Here is a 24,680-nt window from a genome sequence, read left to right on the forward strand (position 1 = left end):
GACGTCAGAGGCTGGTTTTTACACTCCCGATTGATGGGTAGGTGGATCACCCGATGTTTCGCAGAGGAAAACCTCTAGGTATCCGGTTATAATTACGCAGGTCTATTTTTACACTTGTTTGATATATTCGCCGGGCTTGTAGATCGCGGGTATGATCCCGCAAGTCACTTCGCCACGTCGTTTCAGGAGCAAGCTTCGCCTTGTATCCATTTTTTGGGTATGTCCTGTTCTGATTCTGGGCGCTGTATCGACTTCCCACGCGGTGCCGGCCGGCACGAGTGCAGTGACTGGATTCAACTCCGGCGGATGGAACGCCGATGATGTGCGCGATTCCTTGGGTGCCGGTATTGTGAACGCGACCACGCATGCCCCGGGCTCGGCCACGGTGGTGGACGGAGCTGCGGTCGACTCGCAGATTTTCTGGCGCGATACCAACGGCTCGCTGGGAAATCTGGGTGGCGTTTCGCTGACCGGAACGCCTACGGGCAGTGGCAAAAGCACGATCAGCGTGATGAACGCCACTTCCGGTCTGGCGGATGCGGCGACCGCGTTGGGTGCCGGTTTCAGTGCCGTGTATCGCTGGCAAAACACGGATACCACGGCTGCGGGCATCTCGTTTAAAATCGGTATCCAGTCGACGGCGTGGGGCACTTCACAAGCCGGCTACACGGCGACTCGCTCGGGTGAGTCTGCTTGGGATCTGCTTCTGGTGCATGATCCGGCCCAGCCGGGTAACACGCCCGGAAACACCACGGTGAACGGTGCGTTCGTGACGTCGGTGGTGAACACGACGACGAGTAAATTTTTCCTCTACGGACAGGCTGGAAATACGAACCTCACTCCGCCCGAAGGCAGCGTTGCGAAAACCCTCGCCGAGTGGGCGTTGGATCCGGTGTGGGGACCGTTGCTCTTCGGTGACGGGGCGAAGGTCACGAATACGCAGTTTGGCTTTGGTTCCGGCAATGCCGCGGCGTCGGGTGTTCTCGACTATGCGACTGTAAGTTATCTGAACTCGGGTGCGCGTATCGATTTTGTGGATGCGGCGCGTTACACGGGGGCTGGATCGAATTTTGACGATGCGGCGAACTGGGGCGGCGTGACGCCTGGTTCGATGCAGAATCTTTTTATCGATCAGGATGCCTCGCTGTCGGTCACGGGCGTGCAGAGCACCCGCAGCCTCGGTGTGCTCGCGGGCACCACGGGGCTCGTTCTTAACGACGGCGCGACGCTGGTGCTCAACTCCGCTGAAAACGGCACGTTGTCCGCCGATGCCGGTGCCACCCTGAGTGTGACCGGTGCGGGCGCGTTGCAGGCCGCAGTCATCGAGGCGGGTGGCACGATCAATCTGGCCACGATCACCACGCTGGATGGCGGCGCGACGCCACACCCGGTTCGCGACGGCACCAGCCCCAGCGCGGTCAGCCGCTATGGCTTGGTCGTTTTTAACGGAGGCACGGTGAACCTCCAGTCAGGCGCGAATGTCACGGTGGCCAACAACACCGGCGTCAACGGGCTCAAGGCGATGATTCGAGTGGGCGAAGCATCGGGTGCCGCGGGAGCGGGCGTCCTCAACATCGCCAATGGGGCGACGCTCACAGTGGGCAGTCTGCATGGCACGGATAGCTGGGGCGCGTTGCACGTCGGTGATTGGGGTGGCTTGGGCATCGTCAATCAGAACGGCGGCACGGTGGATATTTTTGGCGGATTGATGATCGGCAACGAAGGCGGCACCGGCACCTACACGATCTCCGAGGGCGCGTTGAATATTTATCGTCCGGTAGGCGACAACGGCGCAATCGTCCTGGGCCGTGCGACGAACAACCGCGTTTCAAGCGGCACACTCAACATCGATGGCGGTTTGGTGACCTTGGGCGCCGACGGCGGTGCGAACGGAAATGTGGCGCTCGTGGTCGGCGGACTTTCCGACGACGTCGCGGCTTACTCGGGCGGGCAGGGCACGGTGAATCAAAATGACGGCGAAATGTATTTCCAGAACGGTATCCTTAAATTCGGACGAGGGCAGGGCACGTATAATCTCAACGGCGGCGTGCTCTCCATCGGCGGAACCAACGGCATCAGTGCGACGAATAACGGCGTGTATGCGTTCAATTTTGGCGGAGGCACGTTGCGCGTGACCGGTAGCGCTCTTGATACGGCAATCAACGCCACGCTGGTGACCGGCAAGACATCCGTCATCGATACCAATGGAATCGGCGCCACCTGGCGGGGAAATTTTACGGGTTCGGGCACCTTGAACAAAATGGGTGAAGGCGTTCTCACTTTGCGTGGAAACAATGTTTTCGGTGGTGAAGTCTATGTGGTCGGAGGGGCCATCGCCCAGACAGCCGGCGTATCCAGTATCAAATACTTTGGCGTGGGTTCGGGACCCGCAGCGGACGGCGCTTATGATCTTTCGGCGGGCACGCTTAACATCAGTCAGGCGCTGCAAGTGGGCGACTGGAGCGGCAAGGGCGTGTTCAACCAGACGGGGGGAACGGTCAACGTGGTCGGTTCGTTCAACGTCGGCAATCAAGGCGGCGAAGGTGAATACAACCTGTCGGGCGGCGTGCTCAATCTGTCCGGCGGACTTTACAACATCGGGCGCAATACCGACACGAAGCCGGCGAGCACCGGCGTGTTCAACCTCTCGGGAACCGGATTGCTGGATATCGCCGGAGGTAATTTCGTGATCGGCAACCGCGATGCGACCGCGACGCTCGGCAATGGCACGGGAGTGTTTAACCAGACGGGTGGCACGTTCCGGCTCAGCGGGACCACGGGCTCGGACAACTTGTTTCTCTCCGGTTACGGCGCGGGTGAATACAATCTGCTCGGCGGCACGCTGGAGATCGGAGCCGATCGTCTTCGCGGCAGTTACGCCTCGGGCGCCTATGCCTTCAATCTTGGCGGCGGCACGATCAAGGTCATCACGACCGCATTGGTGACTTCGGTGGATTCGACCTTGGTCGATGGTGCGCGCTCTTACATCGACACCAATGGACTTGGTGCGACCTGGTCCGGCGATATTGATGGTGCGGACGGTGGTTTGACCAAGCGTGGAGTCGGCACCCTGACGTTTACGGGTGGCGCCACGCGCGCGATCGGAAGTTTTTTTGTGGAGCAAGGAACGACGGTTCAGTCCAACGGCACGTCAACCATCTCGGAGCTGGCCGTGGGCACGGGCGCGGGCAATTCCGGCACTTACACGCTCGACGGTGGAACCTTGCTGTTGAGCGGCACGCCTCCGTTCAGTTCTCCCGGCGCGGCGGCTTCATTCCGCGTGGGTGATTTTGGCGGCACGGGTGTTTTTAATCAGAACGGAGGCAGCGTGATTGTGGGTTCTTCGACGGAACTCGCGGCGCTGAACATCGGCAACCAAGGAGGCACCGGCACTTATAATTTGAACGACGGTGTGCTTGAACTGGCGGGCGGCATCAATGTCGTCGGACGTTCCAGCGGTGCCAATGCCGACAGCACCGGCACGCTCAACATCGCGGGCTCCGGCTTGCTCGAAATCAAGAACGGCAGCTCGCTGATCATCGGTAACAACTTTGTCCGTTCCTCCTATGGCACGGCGACGGTTAACCAGAATGGTGGCACGGTGCGTATCACCGACGGCACGTTGTTTGTCGCGGGCTTTGGTGATGGCACTTACAACTTGAACGCGGGCACGTTGGAAGTGGGCGGCGACAGTTTGGTTGCGCGTTACAACAATCCAACCGCGACGAGCGTCTTTAATTTCGGCGCGGGCACGATCAAGGTGATTAACGAAGATCTGGTCACCGATGTGCGCGCCGTCCTCGTCGATGGCGCAGTGGCTACGGTCAATACCAACAGCTTTAACGCCACCTTCTCCAACGGTTTTTCAGGCACGGGCGGTTTTGCAAAGACGGGTGTCGGTGCGCTCACGTTGAATGGGATCACGGATCTTCAATCCGCTTCGACTGTGCGCGGAGTGCTGCGCATCGGTGCGGGCGCGGGCAAGTCGGGCACGCTCAATCTGACGGATGATCTCACGGTCTTCATCACGAACGGCGTCGGTCGTCTGCAAGTCGGAGTCGATGGCGGTAGTGGTATTGCCAACTTCAATACGGGGGCGTCGTTCACGATCGACGACTCGGCAGTGACCAGCGGCTGGGGCACCCTGGATATCGGTCGTGGCGCGGGTTCTGTCGGTGTGCTGAATCATTCCGCAGGCCTCGTAGATATTTCCGGCGGCGCCTTGCAGGTCGGCTATTCCGGAGCGACGGGCACCTACCATCTGTCGAGTGACGCGACGTTGGATATGGGGGAGAACTCTTCTCTCTTCATTGCGTCGGGTGATGGTGCGAGCGGTTTGCTGACCATCGCGGATAACGCGGTGTTCAACACGGCCGGCCAGGTGTTTGTGGGCGCGGGCGCCTCTGCGACAGGAACGATCACGCAAACGGGTGGTTCGGCAACATTCACCGGGGCGACGGTCTGGTTCGGCACGAACAGTGATGAGTTAATTACCACCCAAGGCACCGGCATCTATAATCTCGAAGGGGGCGTGCTGGTCTTCAACGGGGTTTCGCAAGACGTGCGCTTCGGTGACAGCGCCGGTGGTGCAGGCGAGTTCAATCAAAGCGGCGGCACGGCGACGTTTACCGATACGAAACTGCGCGTGGGGGCCCGCGGCAGCTACAATCAATCGGGCGGTGTGCTCGAAGTCGGCGGGGTAAATCTGACTGGCTCCGGAGCCTACAACTTGGGCGGTGGCACGATCAAGGTCGTAGGCACTGCGTTGAGCACGGGAATGAATGCCACGCTTACCGCTGGAAAAAGCCTGACGGTGAACACGAATAATCTGGGCGCGACCTTCTCGGGTTCGCTAACCGGTTCGGGCGGTCTCACCAAGATCGGGCAAGGCACCTTGAGTCTCTCGGGCAACAGCAATTATTCGGGATCAACGGTCGTGCAGGACGGCACGTTGCGAGTCGATGGTGAGCTGGCCAACACCGTGATCATCGTGAATGCGGGTAGTTTCCTTTCCGGTCACGGTTCGGCGGGGGGAGTCGTGATCAAGAATGACGCGAGCTGGATGCTCGGTGGGGCGACCGGTGCGTTCTCCGTCACGGGCGACGTAATTCTGGAGGCTGAGAGCTACACCCTGCTGCGTATCGCCTCGGTCGGCAGCCATGACTATTTGAATATCGGCGGCACGCTGTTTGCAGGCGGAGTCCTGGAAGTTGTTTTGTTGAATGATTTCAACCCGCTCGATGGCGAAAGCTTCACGCTGTTTAATGCGGGCGGTTTCGACGGCACGTTTGATGAACTTTTGCTGCCGGTGCTCACGCCCGGCCTGAAGTGGAATCTCGATTCGCTCTACACGAGTGGAGTGCTGTCCGTGCAGGTTGATGGCTTCACAATTCCCGAGCCGTCCAGCTGGGCGGTGATCTTCGGTGCGGCCGCCTTGACGGCCGCACTCTGCCGCCGCCGGCGGGGGCGCTGATCAGAGACCGCGGATCGCGCCGGTGAGCACCTCACAGGCGCGGTCAATGGCGGGGCCTTCGTGAGCGGTGCTGATGAAACCGGCTTCGTAGGCGCTGGGGGCGAGATAAACTCCGCCCTCGAGCGCGGTGCGGAAGACGCGGGCGAAGAGTTGGGCGTCGCCTTTTAGGGCGGTGTCGTAATCGCGCACGGGCGTGTCGGTGAAGAAGAAGCTGAACATGGAACCGCACTGGGGCGTCTGCACGGCGATGCCTTTGGCTTTGCAGGCGTCGGCCACGGCACTGACCAACTGGCGGCCGAGCGTGTCGAGACGGGCGTAGGGATTGAGTTCTTCCAACAGACGCAGCGACGCAATGCCGGCGGCCATGGCGAGCGGGTTGCCGCTGAGCGTGCCGGCCTGGTAAACGGGGCCGAGCGGAGCAAGCATGTCCATGATATCGGCGCGTCCGCCGAAGGCACCGACGGGCAGGCCGCCGCCGATGATTTTGCCGAGACACGTGAGATCAGGGACGATGGCTTCGCGTTCTTGGACGCCACCCTTGGCGATGCGGAAACCGGTCATGACCTCGTCGAAAATGAGGACGGTGCCGTGTTGCGCGGTGATCTCGCGCAGGTAGGCGAGGTAACCGGCGTCGGGCATGATGAAACCGACGTTGCCGCAAAACGGTTCGATGATGACGCCGGCGATCTGGCCGGGATTGGCGGCGAAGGCGGCGTCGAGGGCGGCGCGATCATTGTAGGGAAGGACGACGGTTTCACGCGCAAACGAGGCAGGGATGCCCGCGCTGTCGGGGTGGCCATGCGTGAGCGCACCGGAGCCGGCTTTGATGAGCAGCGAGTCGGAGTGGCCGTGGTAACAGCCGGAGAATTTGATGATCTTGTCGCGCTTCGTGAAACCGCGCGCGAGGCGAATGGCCGACATGGTCGCCTCGGTGCCGCTGCTGGTCATGCGGACTTTTTTAATCGAAGGAACGAAGCGTGTGATGAGCTCGGCCATTTCGACCTCGTAAGGATTTGGCGTGCCGAAGGACGTGCCGTGTTCGAGCGCGGCGGCGATGGCGGCCTTGATGCGCGGGTGGTTGTGGCCGTGGATGGCGGGACCCCAGGTGCAGACGAAGTCGATCAGCTCTTTGCCGTCGGCCGTGGTGAGCGTGGCGCCTTGGGCGGACTTCGTGAAGAACGGCGCGCCACCGACGGAACGGAACGCACGGACGGGGGAATTGACGCCGCCGGGAATGAGTTCCTTGGCGCGGGCGAAGAGGGAGTCGGAGAGCGTTGAGTCGGACACGGCGGCGATATTAAAAGGAATTAAGGCAGGTGGCTTTATTGGTCTTTGCGCGTGATTGATTCAATCGCCGAGTTGCACCGGGGCGGGTAGGCCGCTCATCGTGGTTGCGCAATACATGGATAATCGCAAAAAACGGTTGCTGGGCATTCTGGGCGCACTGGTGGTGATCGGCTGCGTGGTCGGTCTGCTGGCTATGCAAATGGACCTGGGCACCCAGGTGAAACGCTGTCTCGAATTCGTCCGTGCTCAGGGACCGGGCGTGTTTTTTCTGGCGATGGCGGTGCTGCCGATGTTCGGGTTTCCGCTTTCACCCTTCATTTTTTCAGCGGGGCCGGTGTTCGCGCCGACGCTCGGGCCGGGCGTGGTGATCGCCAGCGGGATGACGGCATTGGCGGTCAACGTGTCGTTGAGTTACTGGTTTGCGGCCTTCGCGCTCAGGCCGTGGCTGGAGCGGTTGATCAGCTGGCTGGGTTATCCGATGCCGAAGCTGCCGGCCGGCCGTGATTGGGAATTCACGCTGGTCGTGCGCGTGGTGCCGGGCACGCCGTTTCCCCTGCAAAGTTATCTGCTGGGGCTGGCTCGCGTGAAATTTTGGATCTACCTGCTGGTGTCCACGCTGGTGCCGTCGGGATACTTGATCGCGGCGGTGGTGGCGGGCGATGCGCTGGTGCAAGGCGACAAACGCAAGCTGGTGTTCGCTGGCATCCTGTTCGCCATCGTGGGGACGACGCTGCATTTCCTGAGGAAACGCCTCGCCGCGAAACGTGCGCTTACGCGTGTGCCGTCCGACGCTGATAAACCAGCTCAAACAGGGGCGTAGCCATCAACGTGGTCACGATGGCCATGAGCACCATGATGGTGAACAGTGTCGGCGTGATCAGCCCGCGCTCGAGGCCGATGTTGAGGATGATTAATTCCATGAGTCCGCGTGCGTTCATAAGCGCCCCCACACCGAGCCCATCGCGATGGGTCTCACCGCAGGCGCGCGCAGCTAGGTAGCAGGCACCCATTTTACCGATGACCGCGCCGGCCAGCACCACGCCGGCGACCAGCCAGAGGCCGGCATCGTTGACCAGGTCGAAGCGGGTGTTGAGACCGGAATAAATAAAGAACAGCGGCAGCAATAATTGGGTCGCGATCGGCTCGATGCGCTCCTGGACCTTTTCGGTGAACTTCCCACGCGGCACGGCGGCGCCGAGGATGAACGCCCCGAACACGGCATAGATGCCGATGCTGTCGGTAAACCAGGCGGCGAGCATGAGCAGCACGAGCAACCACCCAAACATGTGGCGGCTGTCGGCTTCGCTGCGTTCACCGCGGGTGACGATGGCTCCGAGCAAACGCTTGCCGAGGGTAAAGGTCACCGCGACCAGCAGGACGCTGCCGCCGATTGCGTAGAGGGCGATGGTCGCATCGCCGGCAAAGCTCGCCAGCACGAGCGCGAGCACGCACCACGCGGCCGCGTCGTCGATGGCGCCGGCGGCCAGCGCAAGTGCGCCCACGGCAGTGCCGGTGAGCTTTCGCTCAACGATGATACGTGCGAGCATCGGAAATGCGGTGATTGCCATGGCCGCACCGAGATAAGGCATGGCTTGCCAGAGACTGACGCCGGGATTGAAAAAACCGCCGCGTGCCAGCAGCCAGGCGGCGATGCCGCAGCCGAGTATGAACGGTGCGAGAATGCCCGAAGCCGAGATGGCGACCGCGCTGCGCAGGCGGTCCCTCACCAGATCGATGCGGAATTCCAGTCCGACGACGAACATGTAGAGCACGAGGCCGACCTGGGCCACTGTGAACAAGATGGGTTTTGAGGCTGCGGGGAAGAGTTGCGCCTGCCAATACGGCGCGAGCAGCCCGAACAACGACGGGCCCAGAATCACGCCGGCGATCATTTCGCCGACTACGGGCGGCTGGCCGACGCGCGTGCCCAGCCAGCTGACGAACCGGCAGACGCACAGGATGATCGCGAGCTGCAGGAAAAACCGGACGGAGAGCTCGAAGGGCGTCATATTAAATGAAAAGGCCTGACTCCGGCGTGGGCGCGCAATCAGGGCAACGCCTAACTAGCCCTTATAATTAAACTTGAAGCTCCGATGGGGGCTTCGTGTTCTCGCTCGCGCATGTCATCCGTCGAATTTTCGCACAACCGGTCACCCCTTGCCGATTTTGTCGTGCGCTTCGGGGTGGACGCCGACGGACAGGATTCGGTGTTTGCACTGCCGATGCCGGTGATCGCGGGTGAAGTGGATGAAACGATTTTTTCCGGACTCACAAAACTACCCTCGCGCGACGGGTTTCGTTTGTTCGAGCGCGACGGCCTTTTGATCGGCGCCATTGATGAAGTGGCGGAAATCGATCTGGCCGCGCAGGCACACCGGCTTTACCGAAGCCTATTAATTCTCGCGGAAGGGCGGCGACTGGCTCGGGTGTGGAATTACGTGCCGCGCATCAACGAGCCCGATGCGGCGGGATTGGAGAATTACCGGGCATTCTGCCGCGGGCGCTCACTGGCGTTTGAAGAACGACTCGGCGAAGGCTACGCGGAGCATCTGCCGGCGGCCTCGGCGGTGGGCGGAGTGGACGGCCGGTTGACAGTGATTTTTGCCGCGACGCACGGCGCACCGGCCCATGTTGAAAACCCCGAGCAGACTCCGGCCTACGAATATCCGATCGAACACGGGCCGCGGGCACCCAGTTTTGCACGGGCGACCCAGGTGACCGAGGCGGGCAATCGTTATGTGTTCATCTCAGGCACGGCGGCGATCAAAGGCCACGCGACCATGGCGACGGATGATCTGGCCGGTCAGATCGCCTGCACGCTCGATAACCTGCGGATCATTTCCCGCGCGTGCGGCCTGGGCGAACGTTTCGGCGCGAACGAGGAATGGAGCCGTCATTTTAAAATTTATCTGCGTCATCCAGGAGATTATCCGGCGGCAGCCGAGGCTCTGGCGGGAGTTTTGTTTTCTGCAGCGGACCGCGTGACGTGGCTGAAATCGGACATCTGCCGCTCGGCCTTGCTGATTGAAATCGAAGCGACGCTGGTGGCGTCAGCGTAGTTGCGCATCGGCGGGAATCACACAGCGCAGGCCGCGGGCATCCAAGCCGGCCAGCACTTGGGCGATGGCGGTGACGCGCACAGCATCATGCAATGGAGCACCCTCGTGAAGCAGCAGGATCGAGCCGGGCTTTGCCAGGCGAAGAACGTGCTCGGCGACCTTTTGGGGATCGCGGGCGAACGAGTCGCCACTGCGCACATTCCACGAAACGCAAATGAGTCCGCGTGCGACAAGCGCGCACTGAAGCCAGATGTTTTTAATGCCGACCGGAGGGCGGAAGCAACGGGGAGGAACTCCGCCGGGAGGCGTGAGCGGACCGGTCGCCGCGTCGAGTTGTCGTTTCACCTGCGCCGGCGTAGAGCACCAAAATGTGCCCGCGGGATGCGTGTGCGTGTGGTGGCCGATCTCGTGGCCGCGGCGGGCGATTTCCGCTACGAGCGCGGGGTGGCGGGCGGCGCGTTCACCCACGAGAAAAAAAGTGGCGCGCGCTCCGTGCTGATCGAGCAGATCGAGGATGCGCGGAGTGTCGTGTTCGTCGGGGCCATCGTCGATGGTGAGCCACACCTCGGGCCGATCGGTTTGAAATCGGGTGAACGTGCGCACCAGTCCGGATGCGCCGGGCATGAAGAGATGATAGAGCACCCAAAGATCAGGGACAAAAAAGAGAACCAGTGCCCAGCCCATCGACACGCCGATCAGCCCGAGGATGAGGGCGGCGATTTTTATGATAACGATGCAGAGGAGTGAAAAACGCATCAGACGTCGGGCTGATCGGGGCAGAGGCGCAGGTTAATGGCGGCGACTATCCAACCCAGGGCGGCTCCGGCAAGCACATCGAGGGCGACGTGTTGCCGCGTGGCGATTGTCGAGTAGGCGATGGCGACGGCCCAGAGCACGTTGAGGCACTGGATGAAGGTGCCGGCGTGCATGCGGCGTAAAACACGCGCGAGCCAGCAGGCGCCAAAGACGGCGAAAGCCACGTGTAGCGACGGACAGGCGTTGCCCGAGGCATCGATGTTTTTGAGAAACTGCATTTGCGGATGCGCCGACCAGTCGATGTGCGACGGCGGGGTGATCGTGGGCCACAAAATAAAAATCAGCAGGCCGATCCCGCCCAGGGCGATCGCGCCCAGCGCATGATCTCGCAATTCGCGCAGCCGCATCATCAGGGCGGATGGAATGATGACATAGAGCCAGAGCGAGGCGTAGGGAATCAACGCCCACGGTTGAAAGCTGATCCAACGGTCGGGCGCGGTGTGCGGCACCTGCACGGGCGGCGAGAGCGGGTGGTTCAACACCTGAAAATAGATGACAAAGAATGCCACCATCAGAACCGGTGTGGTCGTGGCTTTGCGCCAGTGGTAGGTGGCGATGCGCGTGCGGACGGAAGGAGGAGACATGTCAGTGATGGGTCAGCAGTGACTGCAAGGCGCGGGTGTCGGGTTTACCGCGGGCGGTGAGCGGGAACTCCGCGACGATCACCAGCCGGCGGGGGATTTTCCACGTGGCGAATTCCTTGCGCAGCAATACGCGGACCGACGGCGCGTCGAGCGACGTGGCGAGCACGGCGGCGAGTTCGTCGGGTGTTTGCGGATGCAGGCAGGCGAAGGCATCACGCACGCCGGGCAAGGCGCGCAACAGCCGCTCAAGATCGCCGAGATCAAGGCGGCGTCCGGCGATTTTCACCAGACGCCCCGAACGGCCCTTGAGAACGAGTTCACCGTGCTCGTTGATCACGGCGAGATCGGCCGGTGAAAAGGAACCTCGGGCGCGCACGGTGTCGCTGGTTACACGGATGCGGCCGCCGCGCGCCGGAGTGAGCGTGACGCCCTCAAGCGGTGTGCCCACGCTGCGGCCGGCAAGCGTGGCGTCGCCGCTGCGATCATAGGTGATGCCACCGGTTTCGCTGGAACCGTAGAAACTATGCGCACGCAGGTTGAATTTGGCGGAGAACGCCTGTGCGATTTCAGGCGACAAGGGCGTGCCGGCGGAGATGACCGTGCGCAGACTGTTGAGCGCATCGGCGGGCAGATCGGCTTGGGCAAAGGCACGCAACAATGCGGGCACGGCGGGGAAAACCGTGGGGCGCCAGAGGGCGATATCGGCCGCGAGCGCGTGGGGAAGCGGCACGCTGGAGCAGATGAGCGCGGTGCCTTGGATGAGCAGCGGCATCACGAGATTGCCGAGACCGTAGGAATGCCCGAGCGGAATGACCGCGAAGTTCACGTCGTCGGGACCGATGCCCATGGTGGCGCAGATCTGACGGCCATCGGCGATCATTTCCTCATGGGTAAACGCCAGTGCGCGCGGTTGTCCGGTGCTCCCAGAGGTGAGCTTGACGACGAACGTGCGACGATCCGGTTTGTAACTTATTAAGTTACAAAATGGCTCGAGTGAGTCGTTGATCAGGGCGAAGCGGGCGTGGGCGGCGGAGGCGAGTTGACGCTGGGCGTCGGGTGGCTCGGAGGGGTCGAGGGGGACGGGGATGGCTCCGGCGCGCAGGAGCCCGATGAATACCGCGAACCAGCGTCCGCCATTGGGCAGGGCAAACGTGACACGCTGATGACGGATGTTGTCGGGCAGGGTCGCGCGAAACGCATCGGCCTCGGCATCGAGTTCGCCGCGCGTCCAAGCGCGGCCGGTGGCAGCTTCGACGACCGCCAGCGCCTCGGGTTGAACTTGGACGAGGCGCGTCCAATGGTCGGACACGGTTTCGGTCATGCGACGACGGGTGGTTTTTTGCGACTCAACGGCTCCAGTTCAACCATGACCAAGGCGGTAATCACGATGAGAGCGACGGTCGAGCCGAGCGCGGAGACGACCGGGATCTTGCTCAGTGCGAGCACGCCGAACGAAGCCGCGGTGGTGAGTGCGGAGAGGCGGATGGAAATGGGCGGCGGTTCGCCACGGCCGGCGTTTTCGGCGGAGAAAATCGCGTAGTTGTGGCTCAGGCAGACGCCGAGAAACGCCCCGAGGAGATGGAACATGTTGAGCGAGTTTCCGGCGAAACCGAGCAAGCCAAACGTGAATAAACACGAGCCGCACGGGATGATGAAAATGCGCAGGCCGCGACGGATTCCGTAGAGGACGAAGACGCTGATGCCGATCAAGCTGAGTCCCATGATGCTCAGGCGGAGGGCGCTGGCACGGTAACGGCCGAAGAGCGAATTGAGAGTTTCCAGTTGATTGGTGCCGACGGTGCCCAATTCCGGCGGCGGTTCGGAGCCAGGCTCGTGATCGGCGATGGTGAGGAACCACGTCGAGTGTCCGCTGGTGAAAAACAACATGCCTAGGGGACCGGTTAATGCGCTCTGTAAATCCGCGGCGAGTGCATCGTAAGCCGGCGGTGCGGAGCGCGCGGCGAGGGCGCGCCAGTCGTTGAAAAACGGATCGAAAGAATCCGCCGTGTAGCCGCGTTGTTCGAGGGTGGCGCGGAGTTGCGATTCAAAGCCGGAGAGTGCGACGATGCGTGCAGGCGTGGCGGTGAAATCGGCATGCGTGGGCAAAACGAGTCCCATGCTGGAGGCACTGGTGTCGGGGAAGGCGGAGGTGTGCCAGGTCTGGAAGGCTTCGAGGCGGTCGCGGGCGTCGGTGATGCTGTCTCCGCGCGTGATGTAGATGGCGCGTCCGTCGGTGTCGCCGAAGTAGGACCGCACTTCGCGGTCGTTGTCGTTGAGCGACGTGTTGGGCACGTCGAGCTGGCGGATGTTATCCTGCCAGTTCAGCAGCCACGGACCGACGGCGGAGATGACGATGGCAATGATGCCGAGAATGCGAACGACGTTGCGATGGCGGATACCGATGGCGTGCACCGCGAAATTGCGGGCTTCGAGATACGGGTGGTTGAGTTGCGCGAAGTAGAGAATCGCGCCCGCAAGTGCGCTGATCAGACCGGCGCTGACAAAAACGCCGAGCTGGCGGATGAGCGGCAGTTCCGAAAAAAGCAGAAACGAAAACCCGATGACCGTGGTGAGGCAGCTGGTGAGAAGCGGCTTCATCAAACGCGCGAGTTTTTCGCGATAACGCTCGCCGGCGTGCAGCGCGGGTTGGAGATAGAGATAAAAACCGTAGTCGATGGCGACGCCGGTGAGCAGCGCGCCGACCACGAACACAAGGATGTGAATGCGTTCGAAGGCCATCGTGGCGGCGACCCAGCCGCCGAGGATGGAGAACAGGATGACCGGCACGAGGTGCAGGGATTTCCACGGACGGCGCACGAAGAGCACGGCGACAGCGAGCACGGCGATCATGGAAAGGATGTTCAACCATTCGAGCTCACCGCGGATGCGCTCCTTGCTGGCGGCGGCGAAACGGTTGACGCCGCTCCATTGAAGCGTGAGGCCGGGATGCGTGGACTGCAGGTCGGCGAGCGCCTGGTCAATGACCGCGAAGACGGGCGCCTGGCCGGCTTCGTCGAGAGGCGAAACCGCGAGTCGGGCCCAGACCAGCGAATGGCCGCCGGCGGGCGTGCTGGCCGCGAGCGACTGGGTCTGCAGAACGAGGGAAGGGACGAGCAATAGCGGATCGCTTTGCACGATCTCTTGAAACGCGGTGGCCTCGGGGCGCAGAAGGAAGGCATCGAGCCCGTCGACGATACGGGTGGAGAGCCAGGCGCTGCGCGCGGCCTCGGGTTGTCCGGTGGCGGCAAACGCGCGGTCCTGCGCCGAAAGCCAGGTGGGCAGCAGCAAGTCGAGACGACGTTGATAGAGGAAGGCGCCGAGCGCGTTGTTGACCGCGGCATCTTTGAGCGGCGTGGCTTCGGCGAAGAGCGGGGAAGCGCGCAACGCGGCGGCAAACTTCACGGCAGCGTCCTCGGGCGGCGGCTCGTTGGGATGCGCGGGATCGGCGAGGGCGAGGAGGACGACGCGAGCCTGGCGTTCGTCGGCCAGCGAACGCAGGAGCGTGATCTCGGGCGAACGCTCGTCGGCGGGCACGAGGTCGATGACGTTGGTGGAAATCTTCTGCGCGTAGTCGATGCGCGAGAGCCAGAAGAGCCCGAGTGCGCTGAATACAATCAGCAGGAAGCGGGCGGTGATTTTCTGGCGGCTGGGTTCCATGCGGCGGGTGATGACGGCGGATTAACGGAAGAATTTAGTCAGTTCGGCTTCGTTAAACGTGACGCCGGTCTTGGTCTCGCCGATGAGAATTTCCACGCGCTGGGCGGCGGCTTTGCGCATCTCGATGGTTTTCACCAAGCCGTTGTCGCCGGTGACGGTGATCGGATTGAGCACGCTGGCGAGCGGGCCGGGATTGGGGACAAAGGTGAAGCGCCAGGAGCTGCCGTCGCGGGCACCGTAGAGTAAAAAATTTTTTGCGAGCTCGGGCAGGTCGAAACGCAGGACGTTGAGCAACGCCTTTGTGGCGGCCTGGGCACGCGGATCGTCGGGGAGTTCGCGGCGGCGGCCGCGTTCATCCATCATGAAGCCGCCTTTTTCATCGACGACCATGAGGCGGTCTTCGGGCGTGAGGTAGTGGAGGCTCAAGCCGCGCACCGGATCGAGTCGGATCTCGCCGGTGAGTTTGGCGGGACCTTTGCGGAAGGGGAAGTAGCGGTTCTCGTTGAAGACGGCCTTGAGCGGAGGCTTGGCCTTCAAGTCGGCGACCAAGGGCAACCATGAGGCGTCGTTTTCGCCGGGGACGATACGGTAATCAGGCGTGGCGAGATCGGCGGGAAACTCGGCGCGCAAGGGTAGGGCGCAGAGAGCGAGCAGGAGCAGGGAGTGGCGAAAGTTCATAGGGAGGGAGTTTGTCGGCTGATACGACGGACAGCAGGCCAGCGCCAAAGTAACAGCTGGGTGATAAGACGGGTGTGCAACCACACCATTTTGACGTTGTCGCGCAGGTAGTGGAAATGCGACACGCCGCCATCGGCCTTGGTGAGGTAGCGGCACGGTGCCGGAATATTGAGCGTGGGCACGCCGGCCCAGACCATGCGCACGGCGATCTCGGGATCGAAGTCGAAGCCACGCGCGGCTCGCGTCCGGGCGAGGGCGTCACGCAACGCAGCGGCGGGATAAACTCGAAAGCCGAAGAGCGGATCACCAATGAGAGTTTTGCTGAACGTCTCAAAGTGCACGAGGCCCACGCTGAGCTTGCGGCCGTGGAGACGTTCAAGCGGCACCTCGGGGCCGAAGACCGGCAGGCCGAGCACGAGGGCGGCGGGCGTTTTTTGAGAGGCGGCCATGAACGGCTCGATATGTGTGACCGGATGTTGTCCGTCGGAATCCATCACGAGCGCATGGGTGAAACCGGCGGCCAGCGCGGCTTCGATGCCGGTGAGCACGGCGGCTCCTTTGCCCCCATTGCTCAGGCGATGAATGATCCGCAGCGAGGGTTCGCGAGCGGCGAGCGGGGCGAGACTTTGCGCGCTGGCATCGGTGCTGCCATCGATCACGACCCACACGGGCTGCCAGCGGCGCAACGCGTCTTCGACCGTGGGCAGCAGGCGGGAACCGGCGTTATAGCTGGGAATGAGAACGAGGTGGGTGGAGGAAGGCGTCATGCGTTGGGGTCGGGCGGAGGCAGCGTGGCGTTGAAGTGGGCGGCGATGCGCGCCGTGAATTCCAGCGGGTCGCCGATTTCCGCGGCCGGAATCAATTCGTCGAGGGTGATCTCGATCCAGCACGGCAATGGCGGCACGCGCCACCACGGGTTGCCTTTGCGCGCGAGCTTGGGGCCGGAGCGGATACGGATGAGTTGGACCGGGCATTGCGCGCGGCGGGCGATGACCGCGAAACCGGGCTTGAGCGCATTGATTTTTACGCCGCGTTCGGTGCGCGTGCCCTCGGGGAAAATCAACAGTGACTGGCCCGCGATAATGCGTTCGGCAGCGTTGCGGATGAGGTCGACGCCGTTTTCGCCGGCGGAAACGAATCCGCACATGCGCGCGGTGGGACCGGTGCAGGGATTGCGCAACAGGGCGGGTTTGATGATGCAAACGGTGTCCGGCAGGCGCCCGAGGAGGATCGGTGCGTCGAGGAGACACGGGTGATTGGCCACATAGATGGTGCCGTTGCCGAGCGGGCGGTCGAAGCCGATCCATTTGGCGGGAATGACGTCGGAGAAGTGCAGCCAGCGGACCCAAAAATTAAACATCCAACGGGTGGTGCGGCGGGCGCGAGGACCGTAGCGCTCGGGATTCGGAAGGAGCAGCAACGGCACGCAGGCGATGTTGAGAAAAAGCCCGCCGAGGCCGAACCAGATCCAGCACAGGTAATAACCGATAGGCAGCCAGAGCCGATGGAAAAACGTCTTCACGCGTCCTCCTCAACGGCGGGGTTGAGTTCGATGAAGTTGAACCACCAATACGGATTTATGCGCAAAAGGTCTTCGAGGATGTTGATGAAATCCTGGAAATGAACGCGGGCGTTCACGAGGTTGGCTTCGCGGCTGATCGCTGGATCGGGTCGCCAGACGGGGGAGCTGTAAATGTCGGTTTCACCGGGTTTCCCGGGCACGCCGACCGTGAGCAGAACGGGCATGCGAAAGATCAACGCGAGGTGATAAATGGCGAAGGGGAACAGCCTTCGTGCACCGAGGAACTGAAAGGGTTCACGCTTGGCGCTGAATTCGAGGCGGTCGCATTTCAGCGCGATGGAGTTTCCGGCGGTGATGGAGTCTTTGAGCGCGAACAGGAGGTTTTCGCTTTCGTTGACCCAGATGAACGACACCCACTCGGAGAAACGCGCACCGAGGCGGTCAATGTCTTCGGAATTGCCGACGCGTTGACGAATGAGGGACACATGGCGCTTTTCCTGACCGCCGATGAGAAAGCCGGTGAGGTCGGAATCGGCGAAATGAAACGTGCCTAGGAACGTCGGTTCCTGGGAGTGAAGAAAGGCGCTGAAGTCAGCTCCGGTGTTCGTGAGCACGCCGCGATGGGGGAGTCCGCGCGAGACGCGCAGCTTAAGCATGAGCGCTTCCTCGAAAACGAAGAAGTGGCGCAATACCTCGCGGCGGGTCGGCTCGCGCCCGAGGGCGGCGCGTAGGTAATCGCGCGAGTGCTTCGCCTGGGAGGGCATGTTGCAAAGCGCGATCCAGGTGCCGAACAAGCGAATCGGGCGGTAGATGAATTCGGGCACCACCCGGTCGGCGATGCGCAAAAAAGCGTAACCCCAGCTCGGGCCGGGATTGCGTTTGGGCAAAACAGGAATGTCCGCCGGTGTGCTCATAACCAGTCGAGGGTGAGCCGGCGCCCGGGCGCAATCAGGCCGGCGAACGGGGTCCGCGTGTGCACTAAGTCGAAAAACGCCAGGAGCGGCAGACGCACTTCCTGGGCGGATGCGTCGCGGTCCGCTTCCGAGTCGAGGTCAAGCGTAACGCGGGCTAAGGCGTTTTCGGGCGAGACGGAAAGGGCGAGCGCGAAGGCGAAGGTGCGTTCGCTGGCGGCGTGGTTTTCCAAGAGCCAGGTGCCACGTTCGTCGCCGCCGCAGAGAATGGTGCGCGGGGTTTCGGCGAGGAGGGCGACTTGCAGGGCCTGTGCAGGCAGAAACTCACTGCCGGTCATGGGGAAAAACTGACGCACGGCCTGCTGGCGGATGATGAGCGCCTGTTGCACGGCACTGGGATGGATCGAAGTTTGAAACAGCGTGGGGCTCGCGCCGGGAAAACTGTCGAGGTAGCCCTCGAGTGCGCGGGTTTCGGCGTAACCGGACGCATAGACGAGCGTGTCGTTTTCGGTGGGCCCGAGTGGCTCGAGCGAGGCGCCGACGAGCAACCCGAGCTGGGTCATGCGCCGCGTGGCGTTTTTGGGGAAACGCTCTTTGAAACGCTCGCGCGTGGCGGCGGGTTCCTCGAGTCCGGCGTCCTCGGTGTGCAGGGCGGTGATCCAGCGTTCAAGCATGACTGAGAAGGAGGGCCGCGTGGGCGCCACCAAAGGCGTTGCTGGTGCAGAGAACACTGTCGAAGCCGGCGAGATCGAACGGCGACAGCGCGACGTCCGGCGTAAACGCGGGCGCTTCACTGCCAACCGTGCCGGGAGCGCGGCCGACACGAATCGCGGCGGCGGCAATGGCGAGTTCGACCAAGCCGCAACTGCCCAACGTATGGCCGAGGCTGCCCTTCCATGACACGAGCGGAGATCCGCCGAAGTGACGCGCCAGCACACTGGATTCGAGGCGGCCGGCCTCGAGCGTGCCGGTGCCGTGGCCCTTGAGCCAGAAACGGCGGCCTGCGGTGGCGGCGAGCAAAGGCGCGAGACACGCCTCGAAGCCCGAGCCATCGGCTTGGTTGGCGGTGAAATGGTGCATCTCGTTATGCAGACTTTGGGCGCTCAGCGCGAAATCACCGCGGTCGCGCGTGAGCACGGCAAACGCCGCGCCATCACCGAGGCCGATGGAACCGGTGGCGCGATCCTGGTAAGGCGTGGGCAGATCGGCGTTGAGGATTTTCAACGCGTGAAAACCACCGGCGACGAATGGACTGAGAAAATCAAAGGTGAACACCAGTGCCTCGTCGGCGAGATTGGCCGCGAGCACGCGCGAGGCTTGCAGCAGGCCGAGATGCGCGGAGACGCACGCATGGGAAAACGTGGTGATGTTCGGGCCCCAGCCGAGTTGGCCGGCGAGCCAGTCCACACAACGAAAAGGCGTGCCGTAGTTCAGGTGCGCGGTGTCGCCGGTGCGGCGAAACGCGTGGAGACTGCCGACGCCGAAATTGCTGCTGGTGACAAATACCGGTCGGCGCGGCGAACCCCAGCCTTCGCCGGGAATACGGGCGGCGAGGGTGCGCACGAGTTCGATCCAACCGGGTGGAACGGTTTCGTCGTAGCTGTGACCGGCACATAGCGCGAGCGGCACGAGATCACCGCCATCGGCGCCGAGCACAGGAACGGGGGCGAGCGCGCGGCGGCCTGCGAGCAGTGCGGCGAGCGTGACGGCTTCATCGCCAAAGGCGGTGAGAGCGCCGCAGGCGGCGATGCGTGTCGGCGGGAGAGTGGCGCTCATGAAGGCGGCCGGTTGTTTGTCCCGACTCAGGCGGGCAGACGGTCGGGCGCGGCGTGGGCGCGGATGAACGTGGCCAGTGACTGGATGCTGGCGAGAGCCGTGCGGGACTCCTCGCTGCTGCTGATCTTGATGCCGAATTCCTTTTCCAGGCGCACGACGAGCTCAAGCGCATCGATGGAGTCCAGACTGAGACCGCCACCGATGAGGGGCTCATCGTCGGGGATTTCAGCGGCGACCACGTCTTCGAGACGGAGGGTTTCTACGACGAGGACCTTGAGTTTGGATAAAAGCGGATCGGACATGAACAGGAAGGGAATGACAGGGAGGGGAAAGGCGGGGTGCAAGCCTCTGAAATCAGATGCGGCGGAGAACGTGGCAGACATTGCTGCCGCCGAAGCCGCTGCTGTTGTTGAGCACGAGCGAAGGGGCGACGGACAGCGTTTCGCGCGGGAGGTTCAATCCGGCGCAGGTTTCGTCGGCGTGGGAGAGATGGGCGTTGCCCGGCATGAAGCCTTCACGCAGGGCGAGAGCACAGAAACCCGCTTCCATCGCGCCCGCCATGGAAAGGCCGTGGCCGGTGAGACCTTTGGTGCTGCTGACGACGGGACTAGCCCCCGTATCGGTAAATACCGTGCGCAGGGCGATGGCCTCGGCGCGGTCGCCGATGGGCGTCGAGGTGGCGTGGGCGTTGATGTAATCGATCTGGCCGGGGGTGACGCCGGCGTCGCGCAACGCGCGCTTCATCGCTTCGCGCAAACCCGCGCCCTCGGGGTGCGAGATGGCGACGCTGTGGCCGTCGGAGGCCTGGCCCCAGCCGATGAGCTCGGCATAGGGCGTGGCTCCGCGACGGCGGGCCAGCGAGGCTTCCTCGATAATCAACACGACCGCGCCGCCCGTGCCGACGAAGCCATCGCGCGCCGTGTCGAACGGACGCGAGGCGGTCGCGGGATCGGTGTTGAGCGAGAGGGCGCGCATCGGTGCGAAGGGCAGGAGCGTGTCGGCGTTCAGCTCTTCGGCGCCGACCACGATCATGCGCTCTTGACGGCCGAGGCGGATCTCGTCGATGGCGTAGCCGATCGCGTGGCTCGATGAGGCGCAGGCGGAGACAAAGCCGGCGACCGCTCCGGTGATGCCGTAGTGGGCGGCGAGGTTGAAGTTGAGCGTGCCGGCGATGGACGTGACGACGCCCATGGGATTGCCGCGCTCGAAGTTACTTGAGCGGGCATGCGCCAGGTGGTGGTGCAACATGAACGCGGATCCGGCCGAGGCGCAGAACAAGCCGGTTTCACCATTGCCGAGATCGGCCTTGGTCAGGCCGGCATCGGCCAACGCCTGTTCCATGGCGCAAAACGCATAGACGCCGTGCGGCGCTAGGCTACGCAGAGTTTCACGCGGCACATCATAACGCGCGGGCCACGACCAGTCGCGCCAACTCGGCGAATCGACCGTGAAGTCGCGCACGGGTGCGGCGACTTTCACGGGGATGTTGGGGTTGTCCCACAACGGGTGAAGCGCCATGCCGCCGCGACCGGAGCGCAGGCTTTCGGAAACGGTGGCGGCATCGTTCCCGATGCTCGTGATGAAGCCGAGACCGGTGATGAGGACGGAGCGCGACACAGGGTGGTGTCAGGTTTGGGACGGCAGGAGGGCTGCCACCTTCACGCGGACGAAATCACGAAGTTCTCCCACGGTCGTGATGGCCATGATCTCCTCGTTGGAGACGGAAACCTGATAAAGATCCTCGATGAAGAAAACGATCTCCGCGAGTGCGAGGGAGTCGAAGCCCAGGTCACCGATCAATTTGGCGGAGTTGGATAAATCGGCCGGCGACGCGGCGCGCACCTGCATCGGCTGATGGTCGTGCACGATGGCGAGGACCACCAGGTCCAAGGCTTCGACATCACCCGTGGTCATGAAGCGCGTGTGGGCATCGCGAACGGAAAGTGAAAACTTTTCGAGCGGGCTGCGCTTGACCGGTTTGGGGGCGGGGGCCGAAGGAGGCGTTGTGGAGTCGTCGGACATGATACGTCGTGTAATGAAATTAAAGAGTGGCGATGCTTTCCTTGCTGCCAGTGCTTTTCAAGGAGTTACAGGAACTTTCGGCGGGGGCCACCGGCGTGACAAACCACGTGCGCCAGCCCTCGCACAATTCCAGGCGTGCATACACACCGACTACTCCAATGAGGCGGAACGGGAGCGTCCACGTGAGTTCGTAACTGCGAAAACCGAAGTAGTGCTGGTGGTTATTGCGACCCCAGACGCCGCGAGCCAGGCGCGAACGGGCGATGGAAACCAACCGGCGGTGATAGCCGGAGATCAACCTGAATGGCAGCCGCGTATGCGGGCCGGCGAATGCGGGTGTTTCGAAGGCGGCGGCACCGTGTTTGAACGGCTGCGAGACGACACCGAAATAGTAGAGCCCGAGGTCGAGGCGGAAGGCCAGCGTCATGAGCTCGTGGTCGCCCATGTAGTAATACTTGTCCTGATAAATTGCGCGAAACCAGCGGTCGTAACTCGTCGTGAACAGCTCGTTGTGACGGGCGATGCGCGGGGCCTTGGGTTTGCCGCGGATCGAGCCATCCACGAGCGTGGCCGCCGAGCACGCGGTGTATCCGATCCAGTCCATCCCCGGTGAATAAAACGGATCGATGAATCCCGCGGCGTCACCCACGAGCACGAAACCGTCGCCGGCGAACGTGGTGGAGCGATAGGCGAGGTTGCGGCGGAAATGCACGTCGCCCTCCTGCCAGCTCGCGTTGGCGAGCAGCTCGGCACCGGCGGGGTGTTCCATTAACATCGAGCGCAGACGCGAACCGATCGACTCACCGGCCGGCAGATCGGTGATGCGTTGATCGAAGACCACGCCCACGCTTACGTCGCCGCCTTTGAGCGGAATCATCCACGCCCACCAGCCGCGGCCGACGAGGTGATTGGTGGCGTTGTTGCGCCACCCTTTGGTGCGGCGCGACCACTCGGGAAACTTGTCGGCGAGCTCACGCGAGTCCCAGTTTTTCACACCGGTCCAACGGCTCCACGCGGAGGCGATGGGGTGATCGGTATTGGGGACGAGCCAGCCGTTTTTGCGGGCCAGCACCGCGGCCACACCTGACGCGTCGACCACCCAGCGGGCGAATTCCACGCCGGTCCGACCGTCTTCGGACGACCAGGAAATCGTCTGTTGTCCGCCGGCGACCAGCGTCACATCGGTGATGCGCACCGGGCGCAGCAGCTTGGCACCGGCGGCGACAGTGCGGGCGAGCAGCTCTTCGTCGAGCACCGCGCGATCCACTTGATAACCGGGCAGGCGGACGTTGTAGCCCGGACCGGTTTCACTGCACGAATCCAGTGTGTGGGTGTGTTCGTTTTGAAACCAGAAACGCAGGCCCTGTTTGGTGATATGTTTTTCGTGCAGGTGCTCGTTAAGATCGAGCACGCGGCCGAGGAAGTAGCTGCTGACCTCGACTGTGGACTCGCCCACGCGACGTTTGAACTGATCGCTGCGCTCAAGGATGAGCACGCGCAGGCGGGGATTACGGCGAAGCAACAACCAGGCGGTCGAAGCACCGGAGAGTGCGCCGCCGAGAACGACGACGTCCCAGGCGGTTGAAGCGGTGGAGGGCGTTTCCATCAGGCGGGGTTTCCGCCGCTTCGGAGATCGGGCACGAGGTGAAAGCGGTGTTGGAATTTACAGACGAGCAAAAATATCTGAAACCGCCACCAGAGGGGCCAGGTGAGCTTGGAGTGTCCGGCCACGATGGACGTGATCGCCGGCGCGAGTCCCATGGGTGGTTGTTTGCACATGAAGACGGAGAAACTGTCGTTGTCGTAAAAGGCGTTGATCAGTTTTTGAAAAACGCCGGCGTGGGATTTTACGGCCTTCGTGTAGCGACGACATTCGGCGGGCGTGAGCGCGCGGTTTTCGGCGTGGGCGCGCACGATCATGTCGGCGGCAAGCTTGGCCGAGTAGCACGCCATATAGACGCCCGATGAAAAAATCGGATCGAAGAAACCGCCGGCGTCACCTGTCAGCACGAAGCGGTCTTCGGCTAGTTCGCGGCGGAAATAACTGTAGTCGGCGGTGACGTGAAAATCGATGACCGGCTCGGAGCCCTCCATGAGTTCGCGAAGTTTCGCGGAGGAAGCCACGGCATCGTTAAAAAATGCCGCGGGTTGCAGGCGCGAGCGGCGCATCGCCTCGGAGGTGGTGACCAGACCGACGGAAGTGCGCTCGGCATCGATCGGAATAACCCAGAACCAACCTTCGGCCAGGCGCACGATGACGGTGTGGCCGGCGGCCATGCCGGGTGCGCGGACCACATTTTTGAAGTGACTGTAAATGGCCAGTCGCTTGGGAGCGCGCGCGGGTTCGAGATCGCGTTTCAATTCGCTGGGGAAAAACAAATCGCGTCCGCCCGCATCGATGACCCAGCGCGCGGTGACGCTGGTGTCGCCGCCCTCGGGCGAGACCAAGGTGACGCGATGGCCATCGTTTTCGGCGACGACACTGCGAACAGTGATGCCGGTATGCACCTGCGCTCCGGTGGTGCGCGCATGATCGGCGAGGATGGCGTCGAACTTCGCGCGATCGACCTGGAAGGTGCTTTCCAATCCGGGGACGAGACCGGTGGAGAAGATGACTTCCTTGTCCGCAGATCCATCGGCGAGGTGAAAACTGGCGCCGTATTTGGGGATGAAGCCGGCAGCCTCGACCTTGGGCCAGGCGCCGGTTTCACGCAGCAGTGCGTTGCCATGCGGGAGGAGTGATTCGCCGATGCGGAAACGGGGGAACGCTTCTTTTTCGAAGACGATCGTCTTGAGCCCGGCGGCGGCGGTGCGCGTGGCGGCTGAACTGCCGGCCGGACCTGCGCCGATCACCAGCACATCGTAATCGTAAGTGGGTTGGGACATGCGGACGGG

At 62.6% G+C, this 24,680-nt stretch carries 20 protein-coding genes; 3 read left to right on the plus strand and 17 right to left on the minus strand.

Features of this window, described 5'->3' with window-relative positions; all coding sequences use genetic code 11:
- The first annotated feature begins 151 nt into the window (after window positions 1–151).
- Window positions 152–5,473, plus strand: a complete 5,322-nt coding sequence (locus tag FPL22_RS01935; RefSeq protein ID WP_144228436.1) for a beta strand repeat-containing protein — start codon at window positions 152–154, stop codon at window positions 5,471–5,473.
- On the opposite strand, the gene hemL is transcribed toward FPL22_RS01935, so the two are convergent.
- Window positions 5,474–6,760, minus strand: a complete 1,287-nt coding sequence (gene hemL, locus FPL22_RS01940) for a glutamate-1-semialdehyde 2,1-aminomutase (protein WP_144228437.1) — start codon at window positions 6,758–6,760, stop codon at window positions 5,474–5,476.
- 115 nt (window positions 6,761–6,875) lie between these two features.
- On the opposite strand from hemL, the gene FPL22_RS01945 reads away from it, so the two are divergent.
- Entirely contained in the window at window positions 6,876–7,580 is a 705-nt protein-coding gene (locus FPL22_RS01945; RefSeq protein WP_144228438.1) for a TVP38/TMEM64 family protein, read from the plus strand.
- Here the strand turns inward: FPL22_RS01945 and FPL22_RS01950 are convergent.
- Complete coding sequence (locus FPL22_RS01950) at window positions 7,531–8,769, minus strand: cation:proton antiporter domain-containing protein (RefSeq protein ID WP_144228439.1); 1,239 nt, start codon at window positions 8,767–8,769, stop codon at window positions 7,531–7,533. The two genes, FPL22_RS01945 and FPL22_RS01950, sit on opposite strands and share 50 nt — an antisense overlap.
- A 213-nt stretch (window positions 8,770–8,982) precedes the next feature.
- On the opposite strand from FPL22_RS01950, the gene FPL22_RS01955 reads away from it, so the two are divergent.
- Window positions 8,983–9,819 (plus strand): chorismate transformation FkbO/Hyg5 family protein, encoded by an 837-nt coding sequence (locus FPL22_RS01955; protein WP_144228440.1) that lies wholly within the window; start codon window positions 8,983–8,985, stop codon window positions 9,817–9,819.
- Here the strand turns inward: FPL22_RS01955 and FPL22_RS01960 are convergent.
- The 15 genes from FPL22_RS01960 to FPL22_RS02030 are packed head-to-tail and all read right to left on the minus strand — an operon-like array spanning window position 9,811 to window position 24,671.
- Window positions 9,811–10,575 (minus strand): polysaccharide deacetylase family protein, encoded by a 765-nt coding sequence (locus FPL22_RS01960; protein ID WP_144228441.1) that lies wholly within the window; start codon window positions 10,573–10,575, stop codon window positions 9,811–9,813. The genes FPL22_RS01955 and FPL22_RS01960 overlap by 9 nt on opposite strands.
- Window positions 10,575–11,219, minus strand: coding sequence for a phosphatase PAP2 family protein (locus tag FPL22_RS01965; RefSeq protein ID WP_144228442.1), 645 nt, complete (start codon window positions 11,217–11,219; stop codon window positions 10,575–10,577). The genes FPL22_RS01960 and FPL22_RS01965 overlap by 1 nt, the downstream gene beginning before the upstream one ends.
- A 1-nt stretch (window position 11,220) precedes the next feature.
- The gene (locus FPL22_RS01970) at window positions 11,221–12,540 is read right to left on the minus strand and encodes a class I adenylate-forming enzyme family protein (RefSeq protein ID WP_144228443.1); all 1,320 of its coding nucleotides are present in this window, start codon (window positions 12,538–12,540) and stop codon (window positions 11,221–11,223) included.
- Window positions 12,537–14,876: an MMPL family transporter gene (locus tag FPL22_RS01975; protein ID WP_144228444.1), complete on the minus strand. Its 2,340-nt coding sequence runs from the start codon at window positions 14,874–14,876 to the stop codon at window positions 12,537–12,539. Before FPL22_RS01975 ends, FPL22_RS01970 begins: the two co-directional genes overlap by 4 nt.
- A 21-nt stretch (window positions 14,877–14,897) precedes the next feature.
- Window positions 14,898–15,554 (minus strand): LolA-like protein, encoded by a 657-nt coding sequence (locus FPL22_RS01980; RefSeq protein ID WP_144228445.1) that lies wholly within the window; start codon window positions 15,552–15,554, stop codon window positions 14,898–14,900.
- A complete protein-coding gene (locus tag FPL22_RS01985) occupies window positions 15,551–16,321 on the minus strand; it encodes a glycosyltransferase family 2 protein (RefSeq protein ID WP_144228446.1) in 771 nt (256 codons plus the stop codon). Before FPL22_RS01985 ends, FPL22_RS01980 begins: the two co-directional genes overlap by 4 nt.
- The gene (locus FPL22_RS01990) at window positions 16,318–17,076 is read right to left on the minus strand and encodes a lysophospholipid acyltransferase family protein (RefSeq protein ID WP_144228447.1); all 759 of its coding nucleotides are present in this window, start codon (window positions 17,074–17,076) and stop codon (window positions 16,318–16,320) included. The genes FPL22_RS01985 and FPL22_RS01990 overlap by 4 nt, the downstream gene beginning before the upstream one ends.
- Entirely contained in the window at window positions 17,073–17,990 is a 918-nt protein-coding gene (locus tag FPL22_RS01995; protein ID WP_144228448.1) for a hypothetical protein, read from the minus strand. The genes FPL22_RS01990 and FPL22_RS01995 overlap by 4 nt, the downstream gene beginning before the upstream one ends.
- Window positions 17,987–18,661: a beta-ketoacyl synthase chain length factor gene (locus FPL22_RS02000; RefSeq protein WP_144228449.1), complete on the minus strand. Its 675-nt coding sequence runs from the start codon at window positions 18,659–18,661 to the stop codon at window positions 17,987–17,989. The genes FPL22_RS01995 and FPL22_RS02000 overlap by 4 nt, the downstream gene beginning before the upstream one ends.
- Window positions 18,654–19,763, minus strand: a complete 1,110-nt coding sequence (locus tag FPL22_RS02005) for a beta-ketoacyl-[acyl-carrier-protein] synthase family protein (RefSeq protein ID WP_144228450.1) — start codon at window positions 19,761–19,763, stop codon at window positions 18,654–18,656. Before FPL22_RS02005 ends, FPL22_RS02000 begins: the two co-directional genes overlap by 8 nt.
- Window positions 19,764–19,789: 26 nt before the next feature.
- A complete protein-coding gene (locus FPL22_RS02010; RefSeq protein ID WP_144228451.1) occupies window positions 19,790–20,065 on the minus strand; it encodes a phosphopantetheine-binding protein in 276 nt (91 codons plus the stop codon).
- Window positions 20,066–20,117: 52 nt separating this feature from the next.
- Complete coding sequence (locus FPL22_RS02015; protein ID WP_144228452.1) at window positions 20,118–21,380, minus strand: beta-ketoacyl-[acyl-carrier-protein] synthase family protein; 1,263 nt, start codon at window positions 21,378–21,380, stop codon at window positions 20,118–20,120.
- Window positions 21,381–21,389: 9 nt separating this feature from the next.
- Complete coding sequence (locus FPL22_RS02020; protein WP_144228453.1) at window positions 21,390–21,785, minus strand: acyl carrier protein; 396 nt, start codon at window positions 21,783–21,785, stop codon at window positions 21,390–21,392.
- Window positions 21,786–21,804: 19 nt separating this feature from the next.
- Window positions 21,805–23,391, minus strand: a complete 1,587-nt coding sequence (locus tag FPL22_RS02025; RefSeq protein ID WP_144228454.1) for an NAD(P)/FAD-dependent oxidoreductase — start codon at window positions 23,389–23,391, stop codon at window positions 21,805–21,807.
- The gene (locus FPL22_RS02030; protein ID WP_144228455.1) at window positions 23,391–24,671 is read right to left on the minus strand and encodes an NAD(P)/FAD-dependent oxidoreductase; all 1,281 of its coding nucleotides are present in this window, start codon (window positions 24,669–24,671) and stop codon (window positions 23,391–23,393) included. Before FPL22_RS02030 ends, FPL22_RS02025 begins: the two co-directional genes overlap by 1 nt.
- Window positions 24,672–24,680: the final 9 nt, after the last annotated feature.

This window comes from Rariglobus hedericola, from assembly GCF_007559335.1.
Classification (GTDB): Bacteria; Verrucomicrobiota; Verrucomicrobiia; order Opitutales; family Opitutaceae; genus Rariglobus; species Rariglobus hedericola.